Consider the following 22,500-nt stretch of genomic DNA (forward strand, 5'->3'; position numbering starts at 1 on the left):
TTAAAAATCGGCCTGAAAATTATCTTTTACTTTGTTCTATAAGACGATGTACTCTTGATGTTAATTCCGATGGGTTGAAAGGTTTCTTCAGATAATCATCCACGCCTATTTCAAAGCCTTCGGTAATAGTGTTTTCGTGGGTAATGGCAGACAGGACTAAAACCGGTATGTTTAACTTCATGTCAGCCCTCATTTTGCTGATAAACTCAAGACCGCTCGCATATGGCAACATCAGATCGGAAATCACCAGGTCAAATTTTGAGCTTTTAAGACTTTCCAGTGCATCTTTCCCATTCCTTTCAATTGTTACTGTATACCCGTATTTGGTTAATATGATATTAATGGCCTTACTTGTAAATTCATCGTCCTCTACTAAAAGAATCTTATTACACATAGCTTTTTTTTTGATAGTTTTTGAATACCCCTTGCTTAGTCTCTAAATATGGTTAGATGATACGGTTGCACATAAATTGCCCCTGCGCTGATGCACAAATTAAAAGTGTCCCTAATAAAAGTGGTTTTGTTTGGCCTCATGATACCCGATAGTTGTCCTGATATATATTCGGTATAACACAAGATGGAGATTCAAATAAAGATGGTAATTTTTTCTATCCTTTTCTAGAAAAGCTGTCGACACACCTCCCTTTGCATATTTCGTGCCAATGTCTGAAAAGTAAGTATTTACTGGCATTTCAGGGAATCCTGGGCGGACTGGTGCATATTCAGCTTTCATAAGACCGGTAGATTACAATAGTGTTTTCATCATTGTGTTGTAAAGATAGGAATTTAGTAAAAATTATCTAGATTTTGGTCTTAATTCCCAGTCTGTTCTTATCTTGAACAGTCGCACCGCGAACATCAGTTCAATCATCCAGCTCAGGACTTCGTATATGCTGTAATGAAAATAGCCTCCGAAGAAATTGTGGGAAATAAATAACACCAGGATAGAGAGCAACTTCAGCCCTACTGCTATGAGGGCAAATTGTATGGCCCGATCTTTTTCCAGCCAGATGAAAATAACGGCCAGGACCTGCAGGGATGAAAGGACCAGGGTGCCTAAAATATCGACAGCCAGTATTCTGTACATGATGGCGGCCTCAAATAGCCTGATGCCGGCCTGGATGACTGAAATACCAAAGTAGACCAGTATGATGGCCATCAGTGCGTACATTCCTGTGGGAATGATTGCCCTGCGGCGAATAGCAGTATCGCGCAGGAACTCTTCGGTAAAAAGGGGTGTATTTTCTTCCATAGTACGACATATATGGTTGTTGTAGCGTCCTCGCTAACGAATTTACAAAATAAATACACGAATATAGTTTTCACACCTTTAAAGGCAGCCCGCCGTACTATTTTGCAGCCATATTAATACAGCAAACAGTTCAGCCTTAAACATCACGCCATGAACATCACCAATTCGCAAACAAAAACATTAGAACAGATATTCGGCGATATACAACGGTACTACCCTAACGCGAAGCTGAAAAAGCAGTTCCTGGGCCCACAGGTTATTATGGTGCCTTACAGGAATTTTCATTTCCTGTTGCGGAATAAAAACGGGAACCTGAAGGTAGACTTCACCCCGCCTGCCCTATGGATACTGGGCGGAATATTGGGATCCTTTGCCTTATTCACCCTCATCTACAGTATACTGTTTCAGCAGCTGATGGTCAGTATAGGAGGCGCCATTCCGATGGTATTGGGCCTACTGGTTGCAAAGGAGATATTCCGGAGTACACATAAAAGTGAGTTTGAAGCTTTTCAGAGTGAAGCCAATGTGCTGGTGAATACCGCCCCGGGAAATTTATAGCCGGCCTTTCATCTTTTTATTGATAACCTCCAACTGAATCCCGAAGCCTGTGAGAAATCGGTACATTAGGAACACTATTTATCCTTTACCTGTGAAATGCTTATTTTACAGGGAGAACAGGATGTAGACAATATGATAAGAACGCTGATCATAGACGACGAGCCGGCCATCCGGAAAGATCTGGAATGGCTGATGAAAAGGTACCCGGATTTTGTTGTACTGGGAAGCTGCGGCAGCATTGCCGAAGCCAGAGTAATCATTCCCAGTACGGAACCGGACTTGTTGCTACTGGATATAGAGCTCCTGGATGGAACCGGTTTCGATCTGCTTCGGGAATTCCCGGACAGAAGCTTCCGGGTGATTTTCATCACGGCGTATAACCAGCATGCCATCAAGGCCATTAAATTCGGCGCCTACGATTACCTGCTGAAACCTGTAGATGAAGAAGAACTAACAGCCACCCTGGAGCGGCTGAAGTCCGAACCTCCGGTGAATGGCAGAACACAATTTGAGATTGCCGATAGTCACCTGCAGAATAAACGGCCGGGGCTACAGCAGCGTATTGTGCTGCGGTCGCAGCAATACCTGCAGGTAGTAACGTTTGAGGAAATCCTGTATTGCCAGAGTGATGGCAGCTACACGACTTTTTTCCTGACCGGGAAAAAGAAAGTGACAGTGTCCAGACCGATCAAGGAGTATGAAGAATTGCTTCCTGAAACCTGGTTTATACGTTCTCATCAGTCGTATATCGTGAACCATCACTTCATCGACCGTTTTCAGAAAGATGGTCTGCTGATCCTGCGGGATGGAACTGAAATACCGGTATCTGCCCGGAAACGGGAATATGTCCGGCAATTCCTGACCGGTGAATCATAATCTCAAAAACATGCGCGCCTGCCACCGGTTAATTATTCCGCTGATTGTTGTGCTGACGCTGCTATACAGCTGTGTCAGGCAGCAACCTTCTTTCCTTCCGCCGGCTGATATTACTGACCCTCCGGTGGTCAACAGATTGCGATTGCTGATAAATAAAGGCCCCCGTGGCAAAGACAGCGTCATCGCACATGAAATGCCTTCGCTGAAAGCGCAGGTAGCACCCCTTCCGGAGGGCAGTAAAGCCAAAGGCCTGTATTATTATCTCGAAGGATACTATTACTGGATGGCCGACAGCGACCAGGCGGCCATTGCCAGCTATCGCCGGATGCTCCCACCCGGCATAAAGGATACGGCCGCACACATCGAATTGCTCACCTTACAGCTACTGGGGCTGCAACACGTAGCCATTGAACAGAAAGTGAACGACAGCACTTTCACACAGTTGTTTGCCATTATTGAAATAGCTGAAAAGTTCCACTACGCCGACATCTGGCGGGTATATGATCTTGCTGCGGAAGAAAATTTCCGTTATGGAGAATATGACAAGGCAGCCGTTTTTGCCAAACAAGCCATTGCCAGTTATCCGGATAAAGGCAACGGCTATATGCAGGCCGTCTTTTTAGAGAACCTGTCGCGTATTGCCGAACGGCAACAGCATCTGGAGGAAGCTATTCAGCTGGAAGACAGTGCCCTGAACCTGGCTCAGCGTGCCCCGGAACCGGACTCACTCAGGATTGGTAATATTTACAGCGCATTGGGCGTGCTGGTTGAACGTAATGGCGACGAAGCCGGCGGACATGCCCTGATGGAAAAAGGCATGGGGATCCGGGAAAGACATGGTAACATTACCTTCCAGCAGTACCTGAATTACAGCCAGATGCTGATGGAAGAGAAAAAATTTCCCGGTGCACTCGCTTACCTCGACAAGGCCATTAAGAAGGCCATGAAGATACAAAACAAGGAAGATCTCAGTTCCGCCTATAGCACCATGTACCGTATTTATTATGATATGGGAGATTACAAAAGTGCTGTGACAGCCCTCAATTCGGCCGCCAACATGGCTCTGCAGAACCTGCAGGAACAGCAGCTGAAAAAAGTGGCAGAATTACAGGCAGTAAGCGAGCTCAAAATACAGCAAAACAAAACACTCAGCCTGAGCCGCCAGTATAGCAGCCAGGGCACCATTCTGCGCCAGCAGCGGATCATTCTTGTCATCCTACTGGTGGTACTGGTATTGGGCATCATACTAACGGTGGTGCTTATACGGCAAAGGAAACTACGCACGGAGAAACAGGCGGCCGAGCTGGAGCAGCGACTGCTACGCAGCCAGATGGAACCACATTTCATCTTCAATACAATGTCGGTATTGCAGAGCTTTATCCGCCACGATGCAAAAGACAAAGCAATCAAATACCTGAGCCGGTTCGCCCGCCTGCTGCGGCTCAACCTCGAAAGTTCCCGGCAAAACCTCGTACAGCTCCACCTGGAAGTGGAAGCGCTCGAAAATTATCTCGCCCTGCAATCTATACGCTTCGATAACGTTTTCGACTATACGATCAATAATATAGAACACTGTGAAGAGCAGGATATCCTTATCCCCCCGATGCTGCTGCAGCCTTTCGCGGAAAACGCCATACAGCACGGAATGCGTAACCTCCCCTACAAAGGCCGGATTATAATAACGCTGCAGCTGAGCAAAGGCATGCTGCATTGCACCATAGAAGATAACGGACTCGGGCTCCGGAAGCAGGAACCGACTGAGCAGGAAAAAACATCTCTCTCCGGTATTATTACCCAGGAGCGGCTGAAAATACTCAGTCAACAGACTGGCAAACTCGCTTCCCTGATCATTGCCGATAAAGAAGAGAAAGATGGTACCGGGGTGAAGGTAACCCTGATGATCCCCGTACAAAGAGAGGGTACTAAAGGATGATGTCTATCTTATAAACTCATGCCTGCGTTTTAATTTTGCAGCAAGATTCACTGTTACATAAAAGTAGATCCCACCCGCCAAATAAGCAGCCACATCCAGCCAATCACCCGTATATTTAGCGGAAACGGCAGGCATGAGCCATTCAAACACCACTGATACATAGCCCACAATAAACAGTATATAATACAACGGCATTATATAATAAGGATTCCTTACTACAAACAGTCGCACCACTATTAAAGCAATATGCGCGATCACCGGTACCGCCAGAAAATCGGTCAGCTGCCCGTTGATAAGGGCCGGCAACGGCAGGCTGTAATACCGGACCAGATGCACGACCGTCCAGGCCAACACAGCCACCAATATGGTCAGTAACGACTGTTTCATATTATCAGATTATAAAGCAAAAGAAACGGCGATGGCGAGCAATGCCGTAACAACGGCCGCCACTACCGAAAAGGCAGCGAAGCCCACCTGTTTAGCCACTTTTACCGGAACGGAATCCGTGGGCTTTATCGGCAGCACACTGGCTCTGATCCGTTGGAATACTGTTTTCTTTTCCTCCTGCTGATCATTTACGGTAATGTCTTCCATGATTTTATAATTTAGTACAAATGTACTAAAATTTTTGAAATTAAGAATAGGGAAAGAAGAATTAAGAAATAGCGCGAATAATAAGGCGGATAATGATATTGTTATCCGCCTTATTATTCGCGCTATTTCTTAATTCTTCTTTCCCTATTCTTAATTCCTCAATGAAACAGCTCTCCGGGTGAGTATCCCCCCCGCTGCTGCTTGTTCCAGGATTCGGAAAAATACTCGCTCAGGTCTTTGATGTATCTGTAGTACTCATAGTCCGTTTCAAATGATACCAGCAGTTCATAACTGGGCCGGTAGCGGGCCATGAAAGTATCCAGCGCCGGGGATTTCAGTCCGGTGATCTTTTGTACAAGTGCTTTGTTGAAGCGGTGGTCAATATATTTTTCTCTTTCTTCGCGCTCCAGGAAAACGCGGAAGGCCTCCATTCTTTTATTTTTCCGGATGCTGAACAGGGCATCGAGATTGACGCCGGCACCTCCATTCCCACTGGTCAGGTATTCGGGCGCAAAATCGAATACTTTCCGGTATTCATTGCGGAATTCCAGGGAATCGAGGTGATAGTTCTGAGGCCTTGTTGCGGATACAACAATCGTGGGCAAAGCGTGTACATCCACATGCAGGCTCATGTCGAAAGTGCGGTAAGGAGGAATATCAGTTATGGGAAACTTCACCGTATTCTTTCCCTGATAGGAAAAGCTGATAGAGTCGCCAGGTTGTACTTTGATGTTATAATGCCCTGCAGAGTCAGTTACGGTGCCTCCGCCGGAGGTATTCCTGACACTTACACCACCCATGCCATAGCGCGCCGTACGATCATATATCGTACCGCTGATAATTCGCATTTGGCCTACCACCACCTGAGCTAACAACACCGGTATCAGGAAAATAACAGCCTTTTGTAACAGTTTTTTAATGCCCATTTCGCTTCCAATCTAAGACAGGACGGAAAGATAAGCAAACATCAGAGAAATATTAACAAGCTTTTAGCTTCTGGCTTTCTATTCTGACCGGAGGCTTTTCACCGGATTGAGCATCGCCGTGCGGATAGCCTGATGACTGATAGTCAGCACGGAAATCAACAACGCAATTATGCCCGCCAGGGCAAATACCCACCAACTCAGTGCCGTATGGTAGTTAAAATTATTCAACCAGCTATTCATCGTATACCAGGCCAGCGGTGTGGCAATAATAACGGCGATCAGCACCAGCCTCAGAAAATCCCTGAACAGGAAAAGCACGATACCGGACGCGGAAGCCCCCAGTATTTTGCGGATACCGATCTCTTTTGTCCGCTGTGCCGCTACATAAGTGATCAGTCCAAATAACCCCATACAGCTGATAAATACGGCCAGAAATGCAAAATAAGCAGCCAGTTTACCAATATGTTCTTCATCGGAAAATTTTTTCGCATATTCTTCGTCAACAAATTTGAAAGTAAATGGGACTTCCGGGAAGATTTTTTTGTAGATAGACGCTATAGCGTCCAATGCTCCTGCGGTGCTCATCCGGGGATTTATCTTCAGTAAAAATACTTCTCCTGCATTGGGATTCAGGTAAAAAAATGCCGGTTTTACCTGTTCATAGGGCGATTCAATGATCATGTCTTTCACCACTCCTATCACGGTATAGGGTTTATCCCAGGTAACGGTTTCCCCTACCGGTTGCCTGAGCCCCATATATTTCACAGCAGCCTCGTTCAGGATAATACCTCCGGAATCAGTGACTAAATCGGAGGAGAAGTCGCGTCCGTTTTTTATTATCCATCCCACTGTTTTGCCAAAGGAAGGCGTCACTCCCATATGCCCGAAATTATCCACCATGCCGGGCGGCTTGCCCCTCCATTCGAGGCCGCCACTGAAAGAGCTGTGGTAGGTAACCGGACTGCTGGACTCTGTTATTGCCGTGATAACACCGGCGTTATTCAGTTCCTGCCTGAAAGCTTCAAAATGACGATGCATGCCGTCCAATACTACTTTTACGCTTATAAGCCCATTGTTGGTATAGCCCACCGGCCTGTTCTTCGAATAAATGATCTGTTGGGCCACTACTATGGTGCCCACGATCAATACTATTGAAACGGTATACTGGAACGTTACCAGTACTTTCCGGGGCACTGTGGCCATGCGGCCGGCTTTGTAGGTGCCTTTCAATACTTTTACAGGATTAAAGGAAGACAGATAAAATGCCGGATAACTCCCGGCCAGTAATCCGGTGACAATGCAGCAGGTAAGTCCGAGTGCCCAATAAACGGGGCTGTTCCAGGGTATGTACATGCTTTTACCGGCTATACCATTGAACAGCGGCAATGCTGCCACCGATATCCCAATAGCCAGCAGGAAGGCTATGAAGCTGACCAGCAGGGATTCCACAAAGAACTGGGTGATAAGTTGCCGCTGCAGAGAGCCCACTGCCTTTCTGACCCCTACTTCCTTTGCGCGCTTTTCTGCACGGGCAGTACTGAGGTTCATAAAATTAATGCAGGCCAGCAACAGCACAAAAGCGCCAATGATTGAAAACATCCATACATATCGTATACGCCCACCCGTATTCACGCCATTTCTGAACTCCGAATACAAATGCCATCTGCTCATAGGATGCAGGAAGATCACAGGTTTTGAGCCTGCCATTTCCTTGCTGAGGTGTTGCAATTTCAGGTCTTTTATGGCTGCAGACACTTTGGTAATGTCGGCATTATCCTTCATCTGCGCATATAGCAGGTAAGAATTATTCTCCCATTGATCCCGGCTATTTTTCACCCCCTCATCTATTACCGCGTAAAGATTCCAGGGCGTGATAAATTGCAGGCGTTTAAAGGTGGAATTATCCGGAACATCTTCATAAACACCGGTTACCTTCACCTGTAATTTATTATCCAGTTTCAACATCTTATCCAGTGGATCTGCATCTCCGAAGAGCGACCTGGCCAAAGAAGCGGATAAAAAAATGGAAGCGGTTTCCTTCAGGCCTTCCTTTGATTCGCGCAGCATATGCAGAGAAAGCATTTCCGGGGCAGCAGTATCCATAAAAGCCCCTGTTCCGGAGATATTTGAAGTACCAACTGTCAGAATGTGACTATATATCCATGATGATAAAACGATATGCTTGAAATTAGCGCCGTACGACTGTTCCAGCGCATCTCTCAGCGGCATCGGCAGATTGGTTTTCGTGTGTATGTCGCCGCTGTAGTTATGCGTTTGCATCACCTGTACTATACGGTCATAATGCTGATGACACCTATCGAACGCCAGCTCATCATACACCCACAGCCCGATGATCATAACAGTAGCCAGGCCTGTAGCCAGACCTAAAATATTGATGCCCGCATGCAGCCTGTTACCAAGATTTCGCCAGGCTATCTTCAGGTAGTATATCAGCATACCAATCAGTTTTTCTCACTGCCGCAAGAAAGTTGCCATCTTGCAAAGCACTGGTACTGGCGGATTTCCCCCGAATAGGTGTCCGGAAGCGGACGAAAGTTTGTTCAATTATGAACAGGCCGGCCCTTCACTACCTCCTGGCTACATTGCTTAATTTGCTTTCACCTCGAATGTTTTCCGCTGGGGCCCAACGCCAGTGAGGGTCAGTTTTTTCCAGCCTTCCGGCAGCGCCGACTTCACCTGCTGCAATCCCTGCGGGGCGATATCGATACCTCCAAAGCCCATGATCACACTTTGCAATATACCGCCGGCGCCGGTGGCAAAGTACGGATTGGTACCCCCTTTAGTTTCCGCAATGACCCGGAAAGGCGGGTTCAGGTTGCGGTAATAGGCATCCCGGAACCATTCCAGGGCTTTAGCGCGATTACCCAGACGGCTATACAGCAGCGCAAACACGGCCTGAGTCATTGCGGGCGTGCCGGCGTCCGGCACCCGGGTTTCGTAATAGGCCAGGTCTTTTTTGATCTGGGCAGCATCTGTTACGTATTTCAGCGGATAGGCCAGCAGGTTTACATCGCCCTGCTTGATTGGTTCGCCATGATAAGCGGCATGTTCTTTAATAACGCCATCAGAAAAACGGAGCACTGGTATATTGGCTGCTACGTTCATCCAATCCGGGTCAGCTTTCAGCCCGAGCACAGCAGCTGCCTTCGTGGCGTATTCCAGATTAGCCCTGGCAGCGGCGTTGGTGAATGCGTTATTGTCGACGTTTTCAGCCCATTCGTCGGCCGCTACCACATTTTTGATATCGTATTGCCCCGGCCCGTTCCTTTCCACCCTGCTGCTCCAGAAATCAGCGGTTTCCTTCAGCAGTGGCCAGCCTTTCTCCCGCAGCCATTGTTTATCCTGTGTTACCTGATAGTAGTTCCAGGCAGCGATGGCCACATCCGCGGTAATATGATGTTCAAATGGCCCGCTCAGCGCCCATACCGGCGTTTCTTCTGCGCCACTGGCAGCACTTTCCCAAGGGAACATGGCGCCCCGGAATCCTTTTGCAAATGCATTGCGGCGGGCGGCTTCCAGGCGTTCGTACCTGTATTCAATCATGCTTTTAGCCAGCTCCGGCCGCATCACCAGCAGGGCCGGGTAGATCCACAGATCTGCATCCCAGAACACATGCCCGTTGTAACCCAGGCCACTCAGGCCCATCGGAGAAATTGAAAAGCTGCTGTTTTCACGCACAAAAGAATACAGATGATACAACATGCTGTGTACATCCTGTTGCGCCTGCGCATCCCCGTCGATTTGTATGTCGCTTTTCCAGAGGCTGTCCCATGCCGCACGGTGAAACTGAAGCAGCCGGTCGTGGCCTTCCAGTTTAGCGTAGATGGTGAGCCGCTCCGCCTGATTCAGCGGATCTTCGTCGTGCGCACTGGTGATGGAAGACCCTACAATGGAGAACTGATAAGTTTCTCCCGCTTTCAGGGTTTTACTGAACTTCAGCAGGTGCAGGTTGTTATCCCACATTTCATGGATGACACGTGGCTCCTGACCGTGTTTTTCATTGAACAGAAAAGTATTGCTGGCACACATTAACAGCTTGCCGGTAGGACTTTTAGCAGAGGATGTCAGTAAACTGATCAGCACATGTGGCCGGTCGATTTCATTGTAGTAATTCTGCACATCCTTTAAGGCATCCGGCGCTTCCAGTACACTGCTGCCCGTGAAGGTGATATCTTTCTTCGCCGTTACATTCACTTCCATCAGTACTGTATACGGCAGATGCCGGAGAGAATAGTAGGTATAAGATACTGTAGCCTTATCGGTATAATCGAAGCTGGACGTGAACCCCGCGTGCCTCATATCCAGCGTTTGTTCAAAGTTTCGTGCGTCTTTTGCATTCACCCGCTGCCCGTCAATATCCATATACATATTCAGAAGATTGAAACTCCGCAGGAAGTTACTCACCCGCCCCCGGCCGTACAGATCATATGCACCGGCCAATACTACGTCTTTTACTTTAAAGGGCTCCGGCGACGATACGATGCCGATCATTCCATTGGCGACGGTAGCGCCGTAATATTCCGCCGGATTGATATTACCTGATTTCAACATCCAGGGATCCTGCGCCCGTGTACTACCACAGACTGATACAAATAATACTGCCAAAAAGAAATGCCTGTACTGCATGTGCTTCATTTAAAATTCACTATGAATAGCTATATCATCGAGCTACACGAGGTTATTAAACAAACTTAATCATTTTGGTTTAGATTCATCATGAACAGATAGCTACTACAAGGATTTGTTAAAGTTGTGCAGACTGTCATCAGCCAATAGCGTTTATGATTAATTTAAACACCGTATCATCCATCACTTTATGCACAGACCTATACTATTACTATGTATTTTATTTCCTGTTATTGTAACGGCCACGCATACACCGGTCAGTGAAACAAAGCGACTGGAAAGCCTTTGCAGGATATGGGGTTTCCTGAAGTATTACCATCCGCATGTTGCCCGCGAGCAGCGTAACTGGGACCAGGAGTTGATAGAGAAGATACCACAGGTATTAGCAGCGCAGGACAAGGAAACATTGAATGAAATTTATGCAGCATGGCTGGAAGCTCTTGGTAAAGTACGGCGCTGCAACAACTGTAGTGTTCATCAGCTGGTTCAGGCCCCTCCGGCGCCTGATTTCAGCTGGCTACAGGATACATCGGTATTCAGTCCGGCTGTTTCAGCGCGGCTTGTTTACATCCGCGACAATCCTAACAGGGGCAGGCATTATTACTATGAAAGAAGATACCGCTTTTTCCGCGTGCAAACATCCTATCGTCACGAAAAAACGTATAGTCATACGCGGTACCCCTCGAAAGAATACCGGCTACTGGCACTGTTCAGGTATTGGAATGTGATCCGGTATTTTTATCCGTGTACCTACCATCTGCAGCCAAACTGGAATGGGGTGCTGAACAATATGGTTCCGTTATTTGCAGATGCACCTGATGCTACTGCATACCAGTTAGCGTTACAGCGGTTGGATGCCTGTTTACAGGATAGCCATTCCGGTTATACTTCTACCGAAATGTTCTATCATTTCGGGCCGTACTATCCACCCTTCTATTATGACATCGCAGATGGCAAGGCAGTGATCAGAAAAAGTTTGCAGGATTCGCTGATGCAGGCTGCAGACCTGGCACCGGGCGATGTGATCACCGCCATCAGGGGCAGGCCTTTACAGGAATACATTGATTCGTGCAGACCTTATATGAGTGGTTCCAACGAGCCGGCCAGGCTACGTGGTACCTGGCATTTGCTGATGTCCGGAAAAGAAGATACTGTTTCGGTAACAGTAGATCGAAACGGACAAACCCGGAATACGCTTATGCATCGGTGGCATGTCCGGAACGCTCGCCTCTCTCCGGAACCCGATACAGCAGCCGCATGGCGGCAACTGGATGAACAGATTGGCTACTTTAATATCAGCAAATTAACGCGGCGTAACATCCGGGAAGGCATGCGTACGTTCAGGCATACGAAAGGGCTGATTATAGATATGCGGAAATATCCGACAACCGCTGCGATCGCACTTAGCAGGTACCTGATGCCCAAAAGAACAGGCTTTGCCAGGATCGCCTCCCCTAATCTTCATTATCCCGGAACCTTCCGCTATGGCAGATTGTGGAAAGTGGGGCCGTTATTCCATAACAGGCATTACTACCGCGGACAGGTAGTACTGCTGATCAACGAGTACACGCAAAGTATGGGAGAATACACCACGATGGCGCTGCAACGCATACCTGGTGTTGTACTGGCTGGCAGTCAGACCGCCGGGGCGTTGGGCAATGTTGCATCCATAAAACTTCCCAACGGAGAAGGACAACCTTACTTTACCGGTCTGGGGGTTTATTATCCTGATGGAAAGGAAGCGCAGCGTGTTGGCATCCGGCCGGATATTCCTGTGCGCCCGGGAATCAATGCGCTAAGGGAAAGAAGGGATGAAGTACTGGAACGGGCAGCGGCGTATATACGTACGGGTAAGTAGTTGTGGAAGTGGGGCTACAGCTGGTTTTTCAACAGGTTATTATCCTCTTTTATAAATAACCCTGTTCTGAAATTCACCGGTGACCACCCGGCCGTAAATCGTTTTGGTCCATCCATTTTCAAAGCCATGATTATTGGCAATCAGGAAGCCTTTGTTCTGGTCGATCTTAACGATCTTGTGTGCATCAATATAATGCCCTTTTACTTTGCAGAATACGATGTCGCCAATCTGATACGCTGCGGCTTTCTCAAAGGTGAGCAGGCTGCCGCTCTTCAGAATGGGGAGCATGGAGGTGCCGAAGGCTTTCATCTTCCCCGAGCCTATCGCCTCCAGCTCGACTTTTAATCTTTCATACTTGTTCATATCATTTCAATTTTAATTTCCGCAAAATTAGGAAAAAAAAAGATGCCTGCAGGAACCGTGCTCCTGCAGGCATGTATATCGCAAATTTCCGCTCATCGAACCTCACTGAATATCTCATCTTCTGTTACCGGCAGCAGTTTGGGGGCCGTCTTATGATCTTTCCGCAATACGCGCGCCGTGAGAAATATGCTGACGAGCATGAGTACAGCGGCAATGAGGAAATGTATACCCGGGAAATAGAATGGTGCGCTGTTACTGGTAAAATAGCTGAAAGTATTGTTCATGATGAGCGGGCCAATAATGGTGGTGATGCTCATCAGGCTGGTAAGGGCGCCCTGAAGTTCTCCCTGCTGACTGGCTGACACATGCCCTGAAATAACCGACTGCAGTGAAGGTCCGCAGATGCCACCAAGGCAGTAAGGCACGAGGAAAACGAACATCATCCAGCCCTGACTGGCGAATGCGAATAATACCAATGCGATCGTATAAAGCGAAAGGCCAAGGTAAATACTTTTCTCGTTGCCTATTTTTGGATTAAGTATTCTTGTAAGCCCGGCCTGTACCAATCCTATCATTAAACCCACCAATGCCAGGGAAATGCCCACCATTTTTTCAGTCCAGTGGAAACGGTAGATAGTAAAGAAATTCCAGTTGCCCTGCACTGCCTGTCCGGCGAGCGACATCAGGAAAAAGCTCACCGACAGTGCGCCGATCTCCGGATGACGGGCAAGGAATTTCAGAGACCCGAAGGGATTGGCTCTTCTCCATTCGAAAGGCCGGCGGTGCTCTTTGCTAAGCGACTCCGGCAGGAAGAAATAGCCGTATATACAGTTCACCAGGCACAATATGGCAGCTGCATAAAAAGGCGCCCTGATCCCCCAGTGTGCCAGCAGTCCACCCAGCGCAGGGCCCAGGATGAAGCCTATTCCGAATGCTGCGCCGAACAGGCCGAAATTCTTTGCCTTACTTGTTTCATCGGTGCTGACATCGGCGATATAAGCGGTAGCTGTGGTAAAGCTGGCCCCCGTTATACCTGCCACCACACGACCGATGAACAACCAGCCATAAGCCGGCGCCAGCGCCAGTACAATATAGTCGATACCAAAGCCCAGGAGGGAAAGTAACAATACCGGCCGGCGGCCATATCTGTCGCTCAGATTACCGATCACCGGCGCAAATAAAAACTGGGCAATCGCAAAAACAGATAGTAGCAAGGCGCCGTAAGGGCTGGCTTCGTTAACCGGAATACCTTTCAGCTGCGCAATCAGATCGGCCATTACCGGGATGATCAGCCCCCAGCCCATTACATCAATCAGCAGCGTAATGAAAATAAAGCTGATAGCAGCTTTTTTAGATGTGGTTTGCATAAGAATTAACATTTGGAGATGTGATGCCAAAGGTATCTCTCCCTACTTCCACCATAAAGCTTATACCGGCTAATATCCGCGGCTATACCGGCGAAAACGGGATTCCGGCCGGTAAAAAAAACACCCCTCCCTTTTCACCGGTTCTATGACTAATCGTTAATTTTGAGTAGTATCCAACCACTGTGAAATATTTTAAAATGCAGTACCATGAAAAAAGAATTCATGCTGTATATCCGGAATGCAGGCGACGCTAAAGCAGCGTTGTCTGCTGAAGCGCATCTTGCCTTCATAAAAAAATGTGAGGTATATATCCGGGAGCTACAGGCATCCAACAGCCTGATTGCAGCGCAGCCATTGATCAGAGAAGGCACTATGCTTTCCCGTAATCACAACGGATGGGTGAACAAAGCTATTGACGCGGGGAAAGAAATACAAGTGGGGTACTATCACATCCGGGCAGATAATATGGAAGAAGCGATTGCTATTGCCCGGAACAATCCTGAATTTGAGTATGTGCCATCCGCCTCTATAGAAATAAGGCCAGTGAAGATGAAGGAGGAAGATACCAACTTCGTGTATCCGAAACAGTGATGATGAAGATGATGATAACAGCACATGGCCGTTATCATACATCTTCATTCACCATGCATTCATCCCGGTTTACCGTTTCCGGGCAGGTACAGTCTTGCCGCCTGAGGTAATCAAATCCAATGTATAGGCGATTTCAGGATCTTTACCTGCCTGGATGTATTCTATAAATTTATTCATCGGTACTTCTTCATCCGGAAGGATACCACGACCTTTATCGGTGGTAGCGTTGAAGAAATACAGTTCCGACAATGGCACTGTCAGTACACATTTCGTTTTGGGCAGCAGATACCTGGTGAACCAGGCCGCCGTTGTTGCTTCCGCACCACTACCGGTTTCTTTACCGATAATTTCACCCCGCTTATTCTTCTGCACCAGGGAAGCAAAGTAAGTTGCCGCCGATACGGTACCGCCACCTGTCAGCACAAACACCTTTCCATGAAACACATCTTTATCCGGCGGAAAGTTCTCCAGCAGGCCATCTCTCAGGCGTGCATTTCCCACAAAGAAACCAGTTGTATCTTTATCAAAACGTTGATAGAAGAAATTCTTCTGGCTCTGGATATCTTCATCAGATAATCTTCTTCCGTTTTCTGCTACAGCATATTCGGGATAAGCAATATCGATGGTGCGTGTCCGGTAGTTATAAACATTCCGGAAAGGCCCTGTAGTCATGAAGGAATAAAGCAGGGCTGATATCGCCGGGTTACCACCGCCGTTATTACGGATATCGATGATCACCTGTTTGTATTTGCGTTTGTTCACTTCTTTGAAGAACTCGCTGAATTCTTTATACGCGTCGGCTTCATTGATCGCAAAGGTATTTACCGTGAGCAGGCCGGTTTGTGTATCATCAAAATAATCATTGTAGATATAGTAGGCATGCTGTAACAGGTTGTACGGATATACTGCCTGGCGGGTGGCATGATAGGCCTGGGTAGGGCCTGCAGCGGGCAGGGTGATCTTCTTTGTTTCCGTGCTGCCAGGCATTACATACGATACCTGATAGCTTTGCTGCATGGGTGATTCCAGGCTGAACACCACCTGAAAGTCGCCATAAACCCGGTCCATGCCAGTATTGGCATAGCCATCGCTGTAAGCGGAAGTAGCCAGAGAATTCAATATTTCACTTGCCGGCCTGTTATTAATACTGGTCACTTCTGCGCCAAACGGAATGCTGGCGCCTTTGATATTGATGAATATTTTTCCTCTTTCTATCACTACCGGAAACGGAAAGAAACGGATGCTGCTGTATAGTTCCCTGGAATTATCATTTGAAAGACGCAGACTGGTATGTACATCCCTGATAAGATAAACAGGAGAATACTGCAGACAGGCGTAAATATCTTTTGTTTGAGCCATGCCTTTCAGCAGGGAATCTACCTTTTGTTCAAAAACAGCAGCGTCGATGAATTTATATGGATTGGGATGTTGTTTCTTTAGGATGTCAACAGCCAGTTTAAAATCCGAAATAAAATCTTCCTTCGTCAGGTTCGACAATTTCTTCTCCTGGGCAGATACCTTCAGGCAATAACATCCCAGGATGGCGGCAGCGCCAAACGTCAACAACTTCTTCATATGGTTTATTTATTTTACAATAATGTTTCGGTGCCTTGTGCTGATCAGGAGCCAATCAGCTCCAGTATGCCTTCGTTGCGGATGATCATCATACCCTGACGGTCTTCCGTAATACCTTCCTGTAGCCGATACGTATAACGCGGCCGGGATCCTTCCATGACCGTAGGCAGGAAAGAAAACTGTATATTCCCCTGTCCTTTCAGTGCTTCACCCACTTCAATGATGTGCGTGGAAACAATAAACAGGCAGTTGGTATATTCCGCAAAGGCTTCTGTTACGGCCAGTGTACCGTCGTATGCGTCTTTTACGTTAGTACCTTTGAATAGCTCATCGAACATCAGCAACAGGCGTTTACCGGTAGCCGCCGCCTCTGCGGCGTGTTTCACCCGCACTACTTCCGCATAGAAATGGCTGTAGCCCAGGTGGATATTATCGGCTACGTTGATAGAAGAGTATAGCCCTTCCCGTACGGAGAACTGCATCTCATCAGCCGCAACAGGGAAACCCATATGCGCCAGGTACATGCCGATGCCCACTGCTTTCATCAGCGTGGATTTACCGGCCATGTTGGCGCCGGTCAGGAAAAGCACATTGCTGTGCCCCTGCATGGAGATGTTGTTGCCAATCGCTTTCGCGATGCAGGGATGACGAAGCCCGGTTACTGCGAAAGTATTCTTTTCCGCAGGTAACGCCTGCGTATAAGTAAACGCTTTTTCACGGGCTACATTACTCACGGCAATATTTACATCCAGTTCGTATATAAATGCCAACACTTCCTCCATTTCCCTGCTCAGCTTACCTTTCAGCAGGTTATCGTAGTAGGCCAGTGTTTTCACGGGCAGTGCCTGATAGATGTCCATGTTCAGCAGGCGCTCCAGCTCTTTGCCGGATAGTATCTGCCGCATGGCAGTGATGCGGCCGGCGAAGGGACTGCTATCAGCGGCCATTCCTTCCACCACGCCATAACACCGCTTCAGCGTTACGATGGTGGCCTGTAAACCCTGTACTATCTTGCGGTAGCGCTCATCATGGGTCAGGCCGGAGAGGACTTTCTTCATGAAAATGTCTCCCAAAATCAGGGCAGCATTTTTTCCGGTACCTGTATCCAGGTATTCCCTCATTAATGTCAGCTGTGGTACATCAAAAGGAAAGCTCAATTGGAGCTGCTGAAAGTAACGGAAAATACTGCTCCGTGTATTGATGGCTGCTGCATCCTCCAGCGGATGAAGGAACATATCGTCCAATAACCGCTCCCCTCCTCTTGTTTTCACTTCATTGAACAAATGGTATACAGAGCCGCTGCGGTATTTACCCAGCAGGTTCAGCTCATCCATTGTTTGCCTGTCTATGCTAAAACTCATGGTTATATTTTTACTTTATTTCACCGGTTTCTTTCCGTTCTTCAATATATCCAGTATTCCTTCATTACGGATGATCAGCATACCATGGCGGTCGTCGGTGATCCCTTCTTCCAGCGTGTAGGTATACTCCGGTGTATGTCCGTTCATGCGGGTGGGCAGGTACAGGAAACCTATACCAGCGTGTTGTTCCAGGTCTTCCCCGGCTTCCACGATATGCGAAGAAATAACGAACATACTGTTATGCTTCTTTGCAAACGCAGCAGTAACGGCCACCGTAGCTTCATGGGCGTCCTTTACGTTCGTGCCGCGAAAAAGCTCGTCGAATATCACCAGCAGTGCCTTGCCACTGTTAAGTTCCGCAGCAATCTTTTTCACGCGCAGCACTTCTGCATAGAAGTGGCTGGCGCCGATCCCCAGGTTGTCGGGGAGGTTAATGGTCGTATAGATGCCATCCAGCACGGCAAATTCCATGGCCCGTGCAGCCACCGGAAATCCCATGTGTGCAATGTATAATGCCGTGCTCAGTGAGCGCAGGAAAGTAGATTTCCCGGCCATGTTGGCGCCGGTCAGGAAAATGACATTGCGCGTGCCATTCATCATCACGTTGTTGCCTATAGGATTGCTGAGGGAAGGATGATATACTCCTTCCAGTTTCAGCTTGCAGGGGCCTTTATCGAGTGCCTTCGGAAATATGAATTTCCTGTCCGTAGCCACTTTGGCTACGGAGGCATATACATCCAGGTAATAGATATATCCCAGCAGTTGTGCAATTTTATTGCGTTCGCGGGTTCTGAACAGCAGGTCGTAGGCAGTGATGGCGCCATAAGACAGCTTACCCGGCTGCTTTTCATTCAGTGCCGGCTCCAGGGCCGGATCGGCCAGCAATGCTGCAATGGCCGTCCGCTCTGGTGCATAGGCAGCAATGGCGGAAATATCGCTGCCCTGTATAAACTGGTTGGTTTGCTGAATAAGTTCTATAACTGCCGTTACGCCGTTGTTGATCTCCTTTTCGCTGAGCGTTACCTGCTGATTGGCGCTTTTCGTTTGTGCGTCGCCGATAGCCAGGTATTTCTCTGCCATATCAAACAGTGATGAGTTGAACGGGAACGCAACATTCAGGCGCGAGAACCCGGCAATAATGCTGCTTCGTTTATTGATGCTGTCTTTGTCTGACAACGGATTACGGAACATTTCTTCCAGGATCGTTTCGCCACCGCGGGTGTGGGTATTATTATAGATATCATAGATACCGCCCACATCCCTTTTTCCAAAAATCCTGAGATCATCAATTGTTTGTTCGTCTGTATGCAAGATCATGTGTTCCGTTTTTATTGTCGTTTACGACGGATCAGTAATATGGTACCGGCTAAAGCAACAAGGGCCGGTAGTATCCATACGAAGAGCCACTTCACTGTATTGGCGCCAGCCGGACTAATCCTGAGCAGCGTATCTACAGGCTTGGGTTTGGGCGTATAGATGGGGAAAGCGCCATAGTCGAGCCAGCTGAACATAGCCTTGCTCATAGCACCACCGCCCTGCCGCAATGAGCTCATAAAGTCAGCGTCGCCCATTACAATGATGCGTTGCTGCCTGTTGCCTGCCTGCCGTGTCAGCGATACTGCCGTTGCGTAGGAAACAGCCCTGGTATCGCCTTCCTGCGGACTGAACACCGGCGCTGCCGAGTCTACTACCAGCGCCCCTTTCTTCAGCCAGTCCCTACCATTAAAGGTGGTCAGCAATGCCTCCGTTTTATATTTGCTGCTATCCAGTATAGTAATGGGCGCAGCACCAGGCATCAGCTGAGGAATAGTATCCCCTTGTTCCATCATGGTTCTGAGATCTGTAAAAAAACCGCTGCCGGCAAGATAAGTAGCTGCCCTGGTGATATAGGGCTTAATCATGTGCGGCATTTCATCTTTCGAGAGTTCTACCAGTGTGCCTTCTTCCAGCTGTATTCCCAGCTGTTGCAATACCGGGTTCAGTATTTGTTGTTTACCCGGCTCTCCGAGCAGCATCATGTTACCACCCCTGTCGAGATACCGCCTGATATTTTCTTTTTTTGCCGGGCTCAGTTCCGTTTTAGGATCTGCCAGTACCAGGGTAGCAATGCTATCCGGTATTTCATGAGTTTCACCGGAAAGTGAGTCGGAGTCGAATCCTATATTGATCAGCGCTTCGCGCTCTGCCTTATTCTGTGTCAGGCCATAGTATTCCCTTTCTCCTTTCTTATAGATATCCCTTTCCAGGTTGCCGGTAAGGAAAGTCAGTTTAGGCATCTTCGCCTGTAACAGGCGTTTCAACGCAGGCGCCACCTGGAGCTCTTCCGGCCAGAAAGTAGGATCATCGAACGTGCGCAGGAAGGTACGGCGGCCGTTATACTTTACTTCCATTACCACGCGATAACGTTCCGGTTGCAGATTGATCATTTTACGAACCTCTGCCGGCGCTTTGAACATCGACGGGTTCAGTTCAAACCCTTCTGCCATTTGTTTGGCAATCTGTTCCAGGTTTTTGCCTGGCCACATTTTATACAGGGTGCTATCGTTGTCGTCGGTATCGTAATAGTATACATAATTGAATTTAATATCCGGTTTGAAGCGGAGATATGGTTCCCACAGGTTCCACAAATAATCGTTGCGGTTTTCCGGGAAACCTTTGATAGCTCCGCCTCCCAGGAGGTTGGTATACAACGTCACTTCCAGCGGGCCGTTGCCCATTTCTTTAATGATCTGCTGCGTATTCGGATGTAAGGTATTTATCTTTCTGGCAGTAGTATCCCAGTAACCAATGAAAGCCGGGCGTGAGCTGAAGTATCCGGTGGCCAGCACAATTACCACTACTACTATATAACGCGATACCCTTATCAGCCAGCTTTTGGATTCGCGGCCTGCTTTCAGTTTTATCAGGGTGAACGATACAAACATAAAGATGATCATCAGGAAGTAGATCACATCAGCGGTGGTGATCAGTCCTCTCAACATCTTCACAGTTCTACCTGATATAGAAAGAAAATAGGTCAGATCTCTTACAAAATCATACTTCTGCCATAAGCCACCAATGCGGCCCAGTATAAATATGATGATAAAGCTGCCAATCGCGGAAACGATCTGGTAGTTAGTCAGGCTCGACATAAAAAGTCCGATAGCCGTGTAGGTACATACCAACAGATAAAATCCCAGTGCGGCAGACAATAACATGCCATAGTCGGCCGATTTTATCTGCACCATTCCCATCATCATGAAGATACCTACAATAGATACGAGCATGAAATTATAGAGCATGATAGCGAGATATTTTCCGAATACGATCTCTCTTGTTTTCACCGGCGAAGAATAGAGCAGCTTGATAGTACCGTTATTGATTTCCCTGCTGATGAGCCCCATCGTCAGGAGTGGCACAAACAGGTAGAGGTTCTGTAAAGCATTACTGAAAATGCCATCGCCGCCGAGGAAAATACCAGGTGTCAATGGAACGCCCCAATCCTTGAACTGAGGGTTATTTTTCAAAGCTATATCCTGCCATTTGGCGAGGTTCAACAGCTCCCTGCTGTAATAAAACCCGGACTGCACCATGAATGCGATCGTTAAAAACCAGGCGACCGGAGAGTAAAACAGGTTCCTGAGTTCCGTTTTCGCAATTTTGAATATCATCTTCATGTATAAAAATTATTGGAGCGATTGATTTGAAAGTTGCTTGAATATATCGTCGAGCAGGCTTTTATCGAGACTGATTTCCCGAAGGCGCCATTCGTTTTGCACGCTGGCGGCGATGATCCTTTCCGTGATATCCTGATCGCCATCGAAATAGATGCGTATCTGCCGGTCGCTGAGCATTTCTACTTTGGTGACGCCACTGATTTTCTGCAGTTCCGATACCGGTGGTGGATTTTCCATGCGGGTCAGTACGCTATGTGGCTGTACGTAGTTATTGAAAGCATCCATGGTATCGGAGAAGATAACGCGGCCGCCTTCTATCATCACCACTTCACGGCAGAGGAGGTGTACTTCTGAGAGTACATGCGAGGAAAGCAGCACGGTATGTTCTCTGGCAATTTCGCGGATCAGTTTTCGTACTTCGATGAGCTGGTTTGGATCAAGCCCGTTAGTGGGCTCGTCCATCACTACCAGCTTTGGTTTATGGATGATGGCCTGCGCGATTCCGACACGTTGACGATAACCACCGGAAAGATTTTTGATCAGGCGGGAGCTGAAATGCGCGATCCCGCAGCGGTCTTTAGCTTCTTTGACTGCTTTTCCGATGTTATTCTTTTCAATCAGGCGAAGGCCTGCTGCATAGGTGAGGTATTCGTCGACCGTCAGATCGGTATACACAGGCGGGTTCTGGGGCAGAAATCCTATTTCTTTCTTTGCTTCTTCCGGTTGCTTTCTGATATCAATACCGTTGATATAAACATCGCCTTCCGTTTGGTTCAATACTCCGCACATGATATTCATGGTGGTTGACTTCCCGGCGCCGTTGGAGCCGAGGAGGCCCACTACGCCGGTCTGGCTGATCTCCATGTTAATATCGCGTATAGCCCAGGCAGAGCTGTACTTATGCGAAAGCCTGTCGATTTTTAATATGCTGCTCATAATACGT

Annotated in this window: 19 protein-coding genes; 5 read left to right on the plus strand and 14 right to left on the minus strand. The window is 47.8% G+C overall.

Translation table 11 applies throughout. The features are described 5' to 3' along the window. Window positions 1-19 precede the first annotated feature (19 nt). The gene (locus tag UNH61_RS18590; protein ID WP_326993486.1) at window positions 20-394 is read right to left on the minus strand and encodes a response regulator transcription factor; all 375 of its coding nucleotides are present in this window, start codon (window positions 392-394) and stop codon (window positions 20-22) included. Between the two features lie 402 nt (window positions 395-796). Then, window positions 797-1,252 (minus strand): hypothetical protein, encoded by a 456-nt coding sequence (locus UNH61_RS18595; protein ID WP_326993487.1) that lies wholly within the window; start codon window positions 1,250-1,252, stop codon window positions 797-799. Window positions 1,253-1,402: 150 nt separating this feature from the next. Here UNH61_RS18595 and UNH61_RS18600 point away from each other — a divergent pair, with 150 nt between their 5' ends. The 3 genes from UNH61_RS18600 (at window position 1,403) to UNH61_RS18610 (ending at window position 4,619) form a co-directional block, all read left to right on the plus strand. Beyond that, window positions 1,403-1,810: a hypothetical protein gene (locus tag UNH61_RS18600; RefSeq protein ID WP_326993488.1), complete on the plus strand. Its 408-nt coding sequence runs from the start codon at window positions 1,403-1,405 to the stop codon at window positions 1,808-1,810. A gap of 96 nt (window positions 1,811-1,906) precedes the next feature. Next, entirely contained in the window at window positions 1,907-2,686 is a 780-nt protein-coding gene (locus UNH61_RS18605; protein WP_326993489.1) for a LytTR family DNA-binding domain-containing protein, read from the plus strand. Beyond that, a complete protein-coding gene (locus UNH61_RS18610) occupies window positions 2,676-4,619 on the plus strand; it encodes a histidine kinase (protein ID WP_326993490.1) in 1,944 nt (647 codons plus the stop codon). Before UNH61_RS18605 ends, UNH61_RS18610 begins: the two co-directional genes overlap by 11 nt. A gap of 3 nt (window positions 4,620-4,622) precedes the next feature. Here UNH61_RS18610 and UNH61_RS18615 read toward each other — a convergent pair whose 3' ends face one another. The 5 genes from UNH61_RS18615 to UNH61_RS18635 all read right to left on the minus strand — a co-directional run bounded on the left by UNH61_RS18615 (window position 4,623) and on the right by UNH61_RS18635 (window position 10,786). Further along, window positions 4,623-5,006 carry a hypothetical protein gene (locus UNH61_RS18615; protein WP_326993491.1) on the minus strand — a complete coding sequence of 128 codons (384 nt, stop codon included), beginning with the start codon at window positions 5,004-5,006 and terminating at the stop codon, window positions 4,623-4,625. A 9-nt stretch (window positions 5,007-5,015) separates the two neighbouring features. After that, the gene (locus tag UNH61_RS18620) at window positions 5,016-5,213 is read right to left on the minus strand and encodes a hypothetical protein (protein WP_326993492.1); all 198 of its coding nucleotides are present in this window, start codon (window positions 5,211-5,213) and stop codon (window positions 5,016-5,018) included. Between the two features lie 158 nt (window positions 5,214-5,371). Continuing rightward, entirely contained in the window at window positions 5,372-6,139 is a 768-nt protein-coding gene (locus UNH61_RS18625) for a hypothetical protein (RefSeq protein ID WP_326993493.1), read from the minus strand. A 78-nt stretch (window positions 6,140-6,217) separates the two neighbouring features. Beyond that, on the minus strand, window positions 6,218-8,596 hold the full coding sequence (locus UNH61_RS18630) for an ABC transporter permease (RefSeq protein ID WP_326993494.1): 2,379 nt from the start codon (window positions 8,594-8,596) through the stop codon (window positions 6,218-6,220). A gap of 150 nt (window positions 8,597-8,746) precedes the next feature. Next, entirely contained in the window at window positions 8,747-10,786 is a 2,040-nt protein-coding gene (locus UNH61_RS18635) for a glycoside hydrolase family 65 protein (protein ID WP_326993495.1), read from the minus strand. Window positions 10,787-10,976: 190 nt separating this feature from the next. Here UNH61_RS18635 and UNH61_RS18640 point away from each other — a divergent pair, with 190 nt between their 5' ends. Further along, complete coding sequence (locus tag UNH61_RS18640) at window positions 10,977-12,644, plus strand: S41 family peptidase (protein WP_326993496.1); 1,668 nt, start codon at window positions 10,977-10,979, stop codon at window positions 12,642-12,644. A 39-nt stretch (window positions 12,645-12,683) separates the two neighbouring features. Here UNH61_RS18640 and UNH61_RS18645 read toward each other — a convergent pair whose 3' ends face one another. Continuing rightward, the gene (locus UNH61_RS18645) at window positions 12,684-13,007 is read right to left on the minus strand and encodes a S24 family peptidase (protein WP_326993497.1); all 324 of its coding nucleotides are present in this window, start codon (window positions 13,005-13,007) and stop codon (window positions 12,684-12,686) included. 92 nt (window positions 13,008-13,099) lie between these two features. After that, window positions 13,100-14,374, minus strand: a complete 1,275-nt coding sequence (locus tag UNH61_RS18650) for a TCR/Tet family MFS transporter (RefSeq protein WP_326993498.1) — start codon at window positions 14,372-14,374, stop codon at window positions 13,100-13,102. A gap of 207 nt (window positions 14,375-14,581) precedes the next feature. On the opposite strand from UNH61_RS18650, the gene UNH61_RS18655 reads away from it, so the two are divergent. Further along, entirely contained in the window at window positions 14,582-14,965 is a 384-nt protein-coding gene (locus tag UNH61_RS18655; RefSeq protein ID WP_326993499.1) for a YciI family protein, read from the plus strand. Window positions 14,966-15,034: 69 nt separating this feature from the next. On the opposite strand, the gene UNH61_RS18660 is transcribed toward UNH61_RS18655, so the two are convergent. From UNH61_RS18660 to UNH61_RS18680, 5 genes are read right to left on the minus strand one after another with little or no spacing between them, the layout of a single operon-like run. After that, on the minus strand, window positions 15,035-16,540 hold the full coding sequence (locus tag UNH61_RS18660) for a S41 family peptidase (protein WP_326993500.1): 1,506 nt from the start codon (window positions 16,538-16,540) through the stop codon (window positions 15,035-15,037). Between the two features lie 44 nt (window positions 16,541-16,584). Continuing rightward, window positions 16,585-17,901 (minus strand): DNA mismatch repair protein, encoded by a 1,317-nt coding sequence (locus UNH61_RS18665; RefSeq protein ID WP_326993501.1) that lies wholly within the window; start codon window positions 17,899-17,901, stop codon window positions 16,585-16,587. A gap of 15 nt (window positions 17,902-17,916) precedes the next feature. After that, entirely contained in the window at window positions 17,917-19,218 is a 1,302-nt protein-coding gene (locus UNH61_RS18670) for a DNA mismatch repair protein (protein ID WP_326993502.1), read from the minus strand. Window positions 19,219-19,229: 11 nt separating this feature from the next. Then, window positions 19,230-21,557: a Gldg family protein gene (locus UNH61_RS18675; RefSeq protein ID WP_326993503.1), complete on the minus strand. Its 2,328-nt coding sequence runs from the start codon at window positions 21,555-21,557 to the stop codon at window positions 19,230-19,232. Between the two features lie 9 nt (window positions 21,558-21,566). Continuing rightward, complete coding sequence (locus UNH61_RS18680; RefSeq protein WP_326993504.1) at window positions 21,567-22,493, minus strand: ABC transporter ATP-binding protein; 927 nt, start codon at window positions 22,491-22,493, stop codon at window positions 21,567-21,569. Window positions 22,494-22,500: the final 7 nt, after the last annotated feature.

This window comes from Chitinophaga sp. 180180018-3, assembly GCF_037893185.1.
Lineage (GTDB): Bacteria > Bacteroidota > Bacteroidia > Chitinophagales > Chitinophagaceae > Chitinophaga.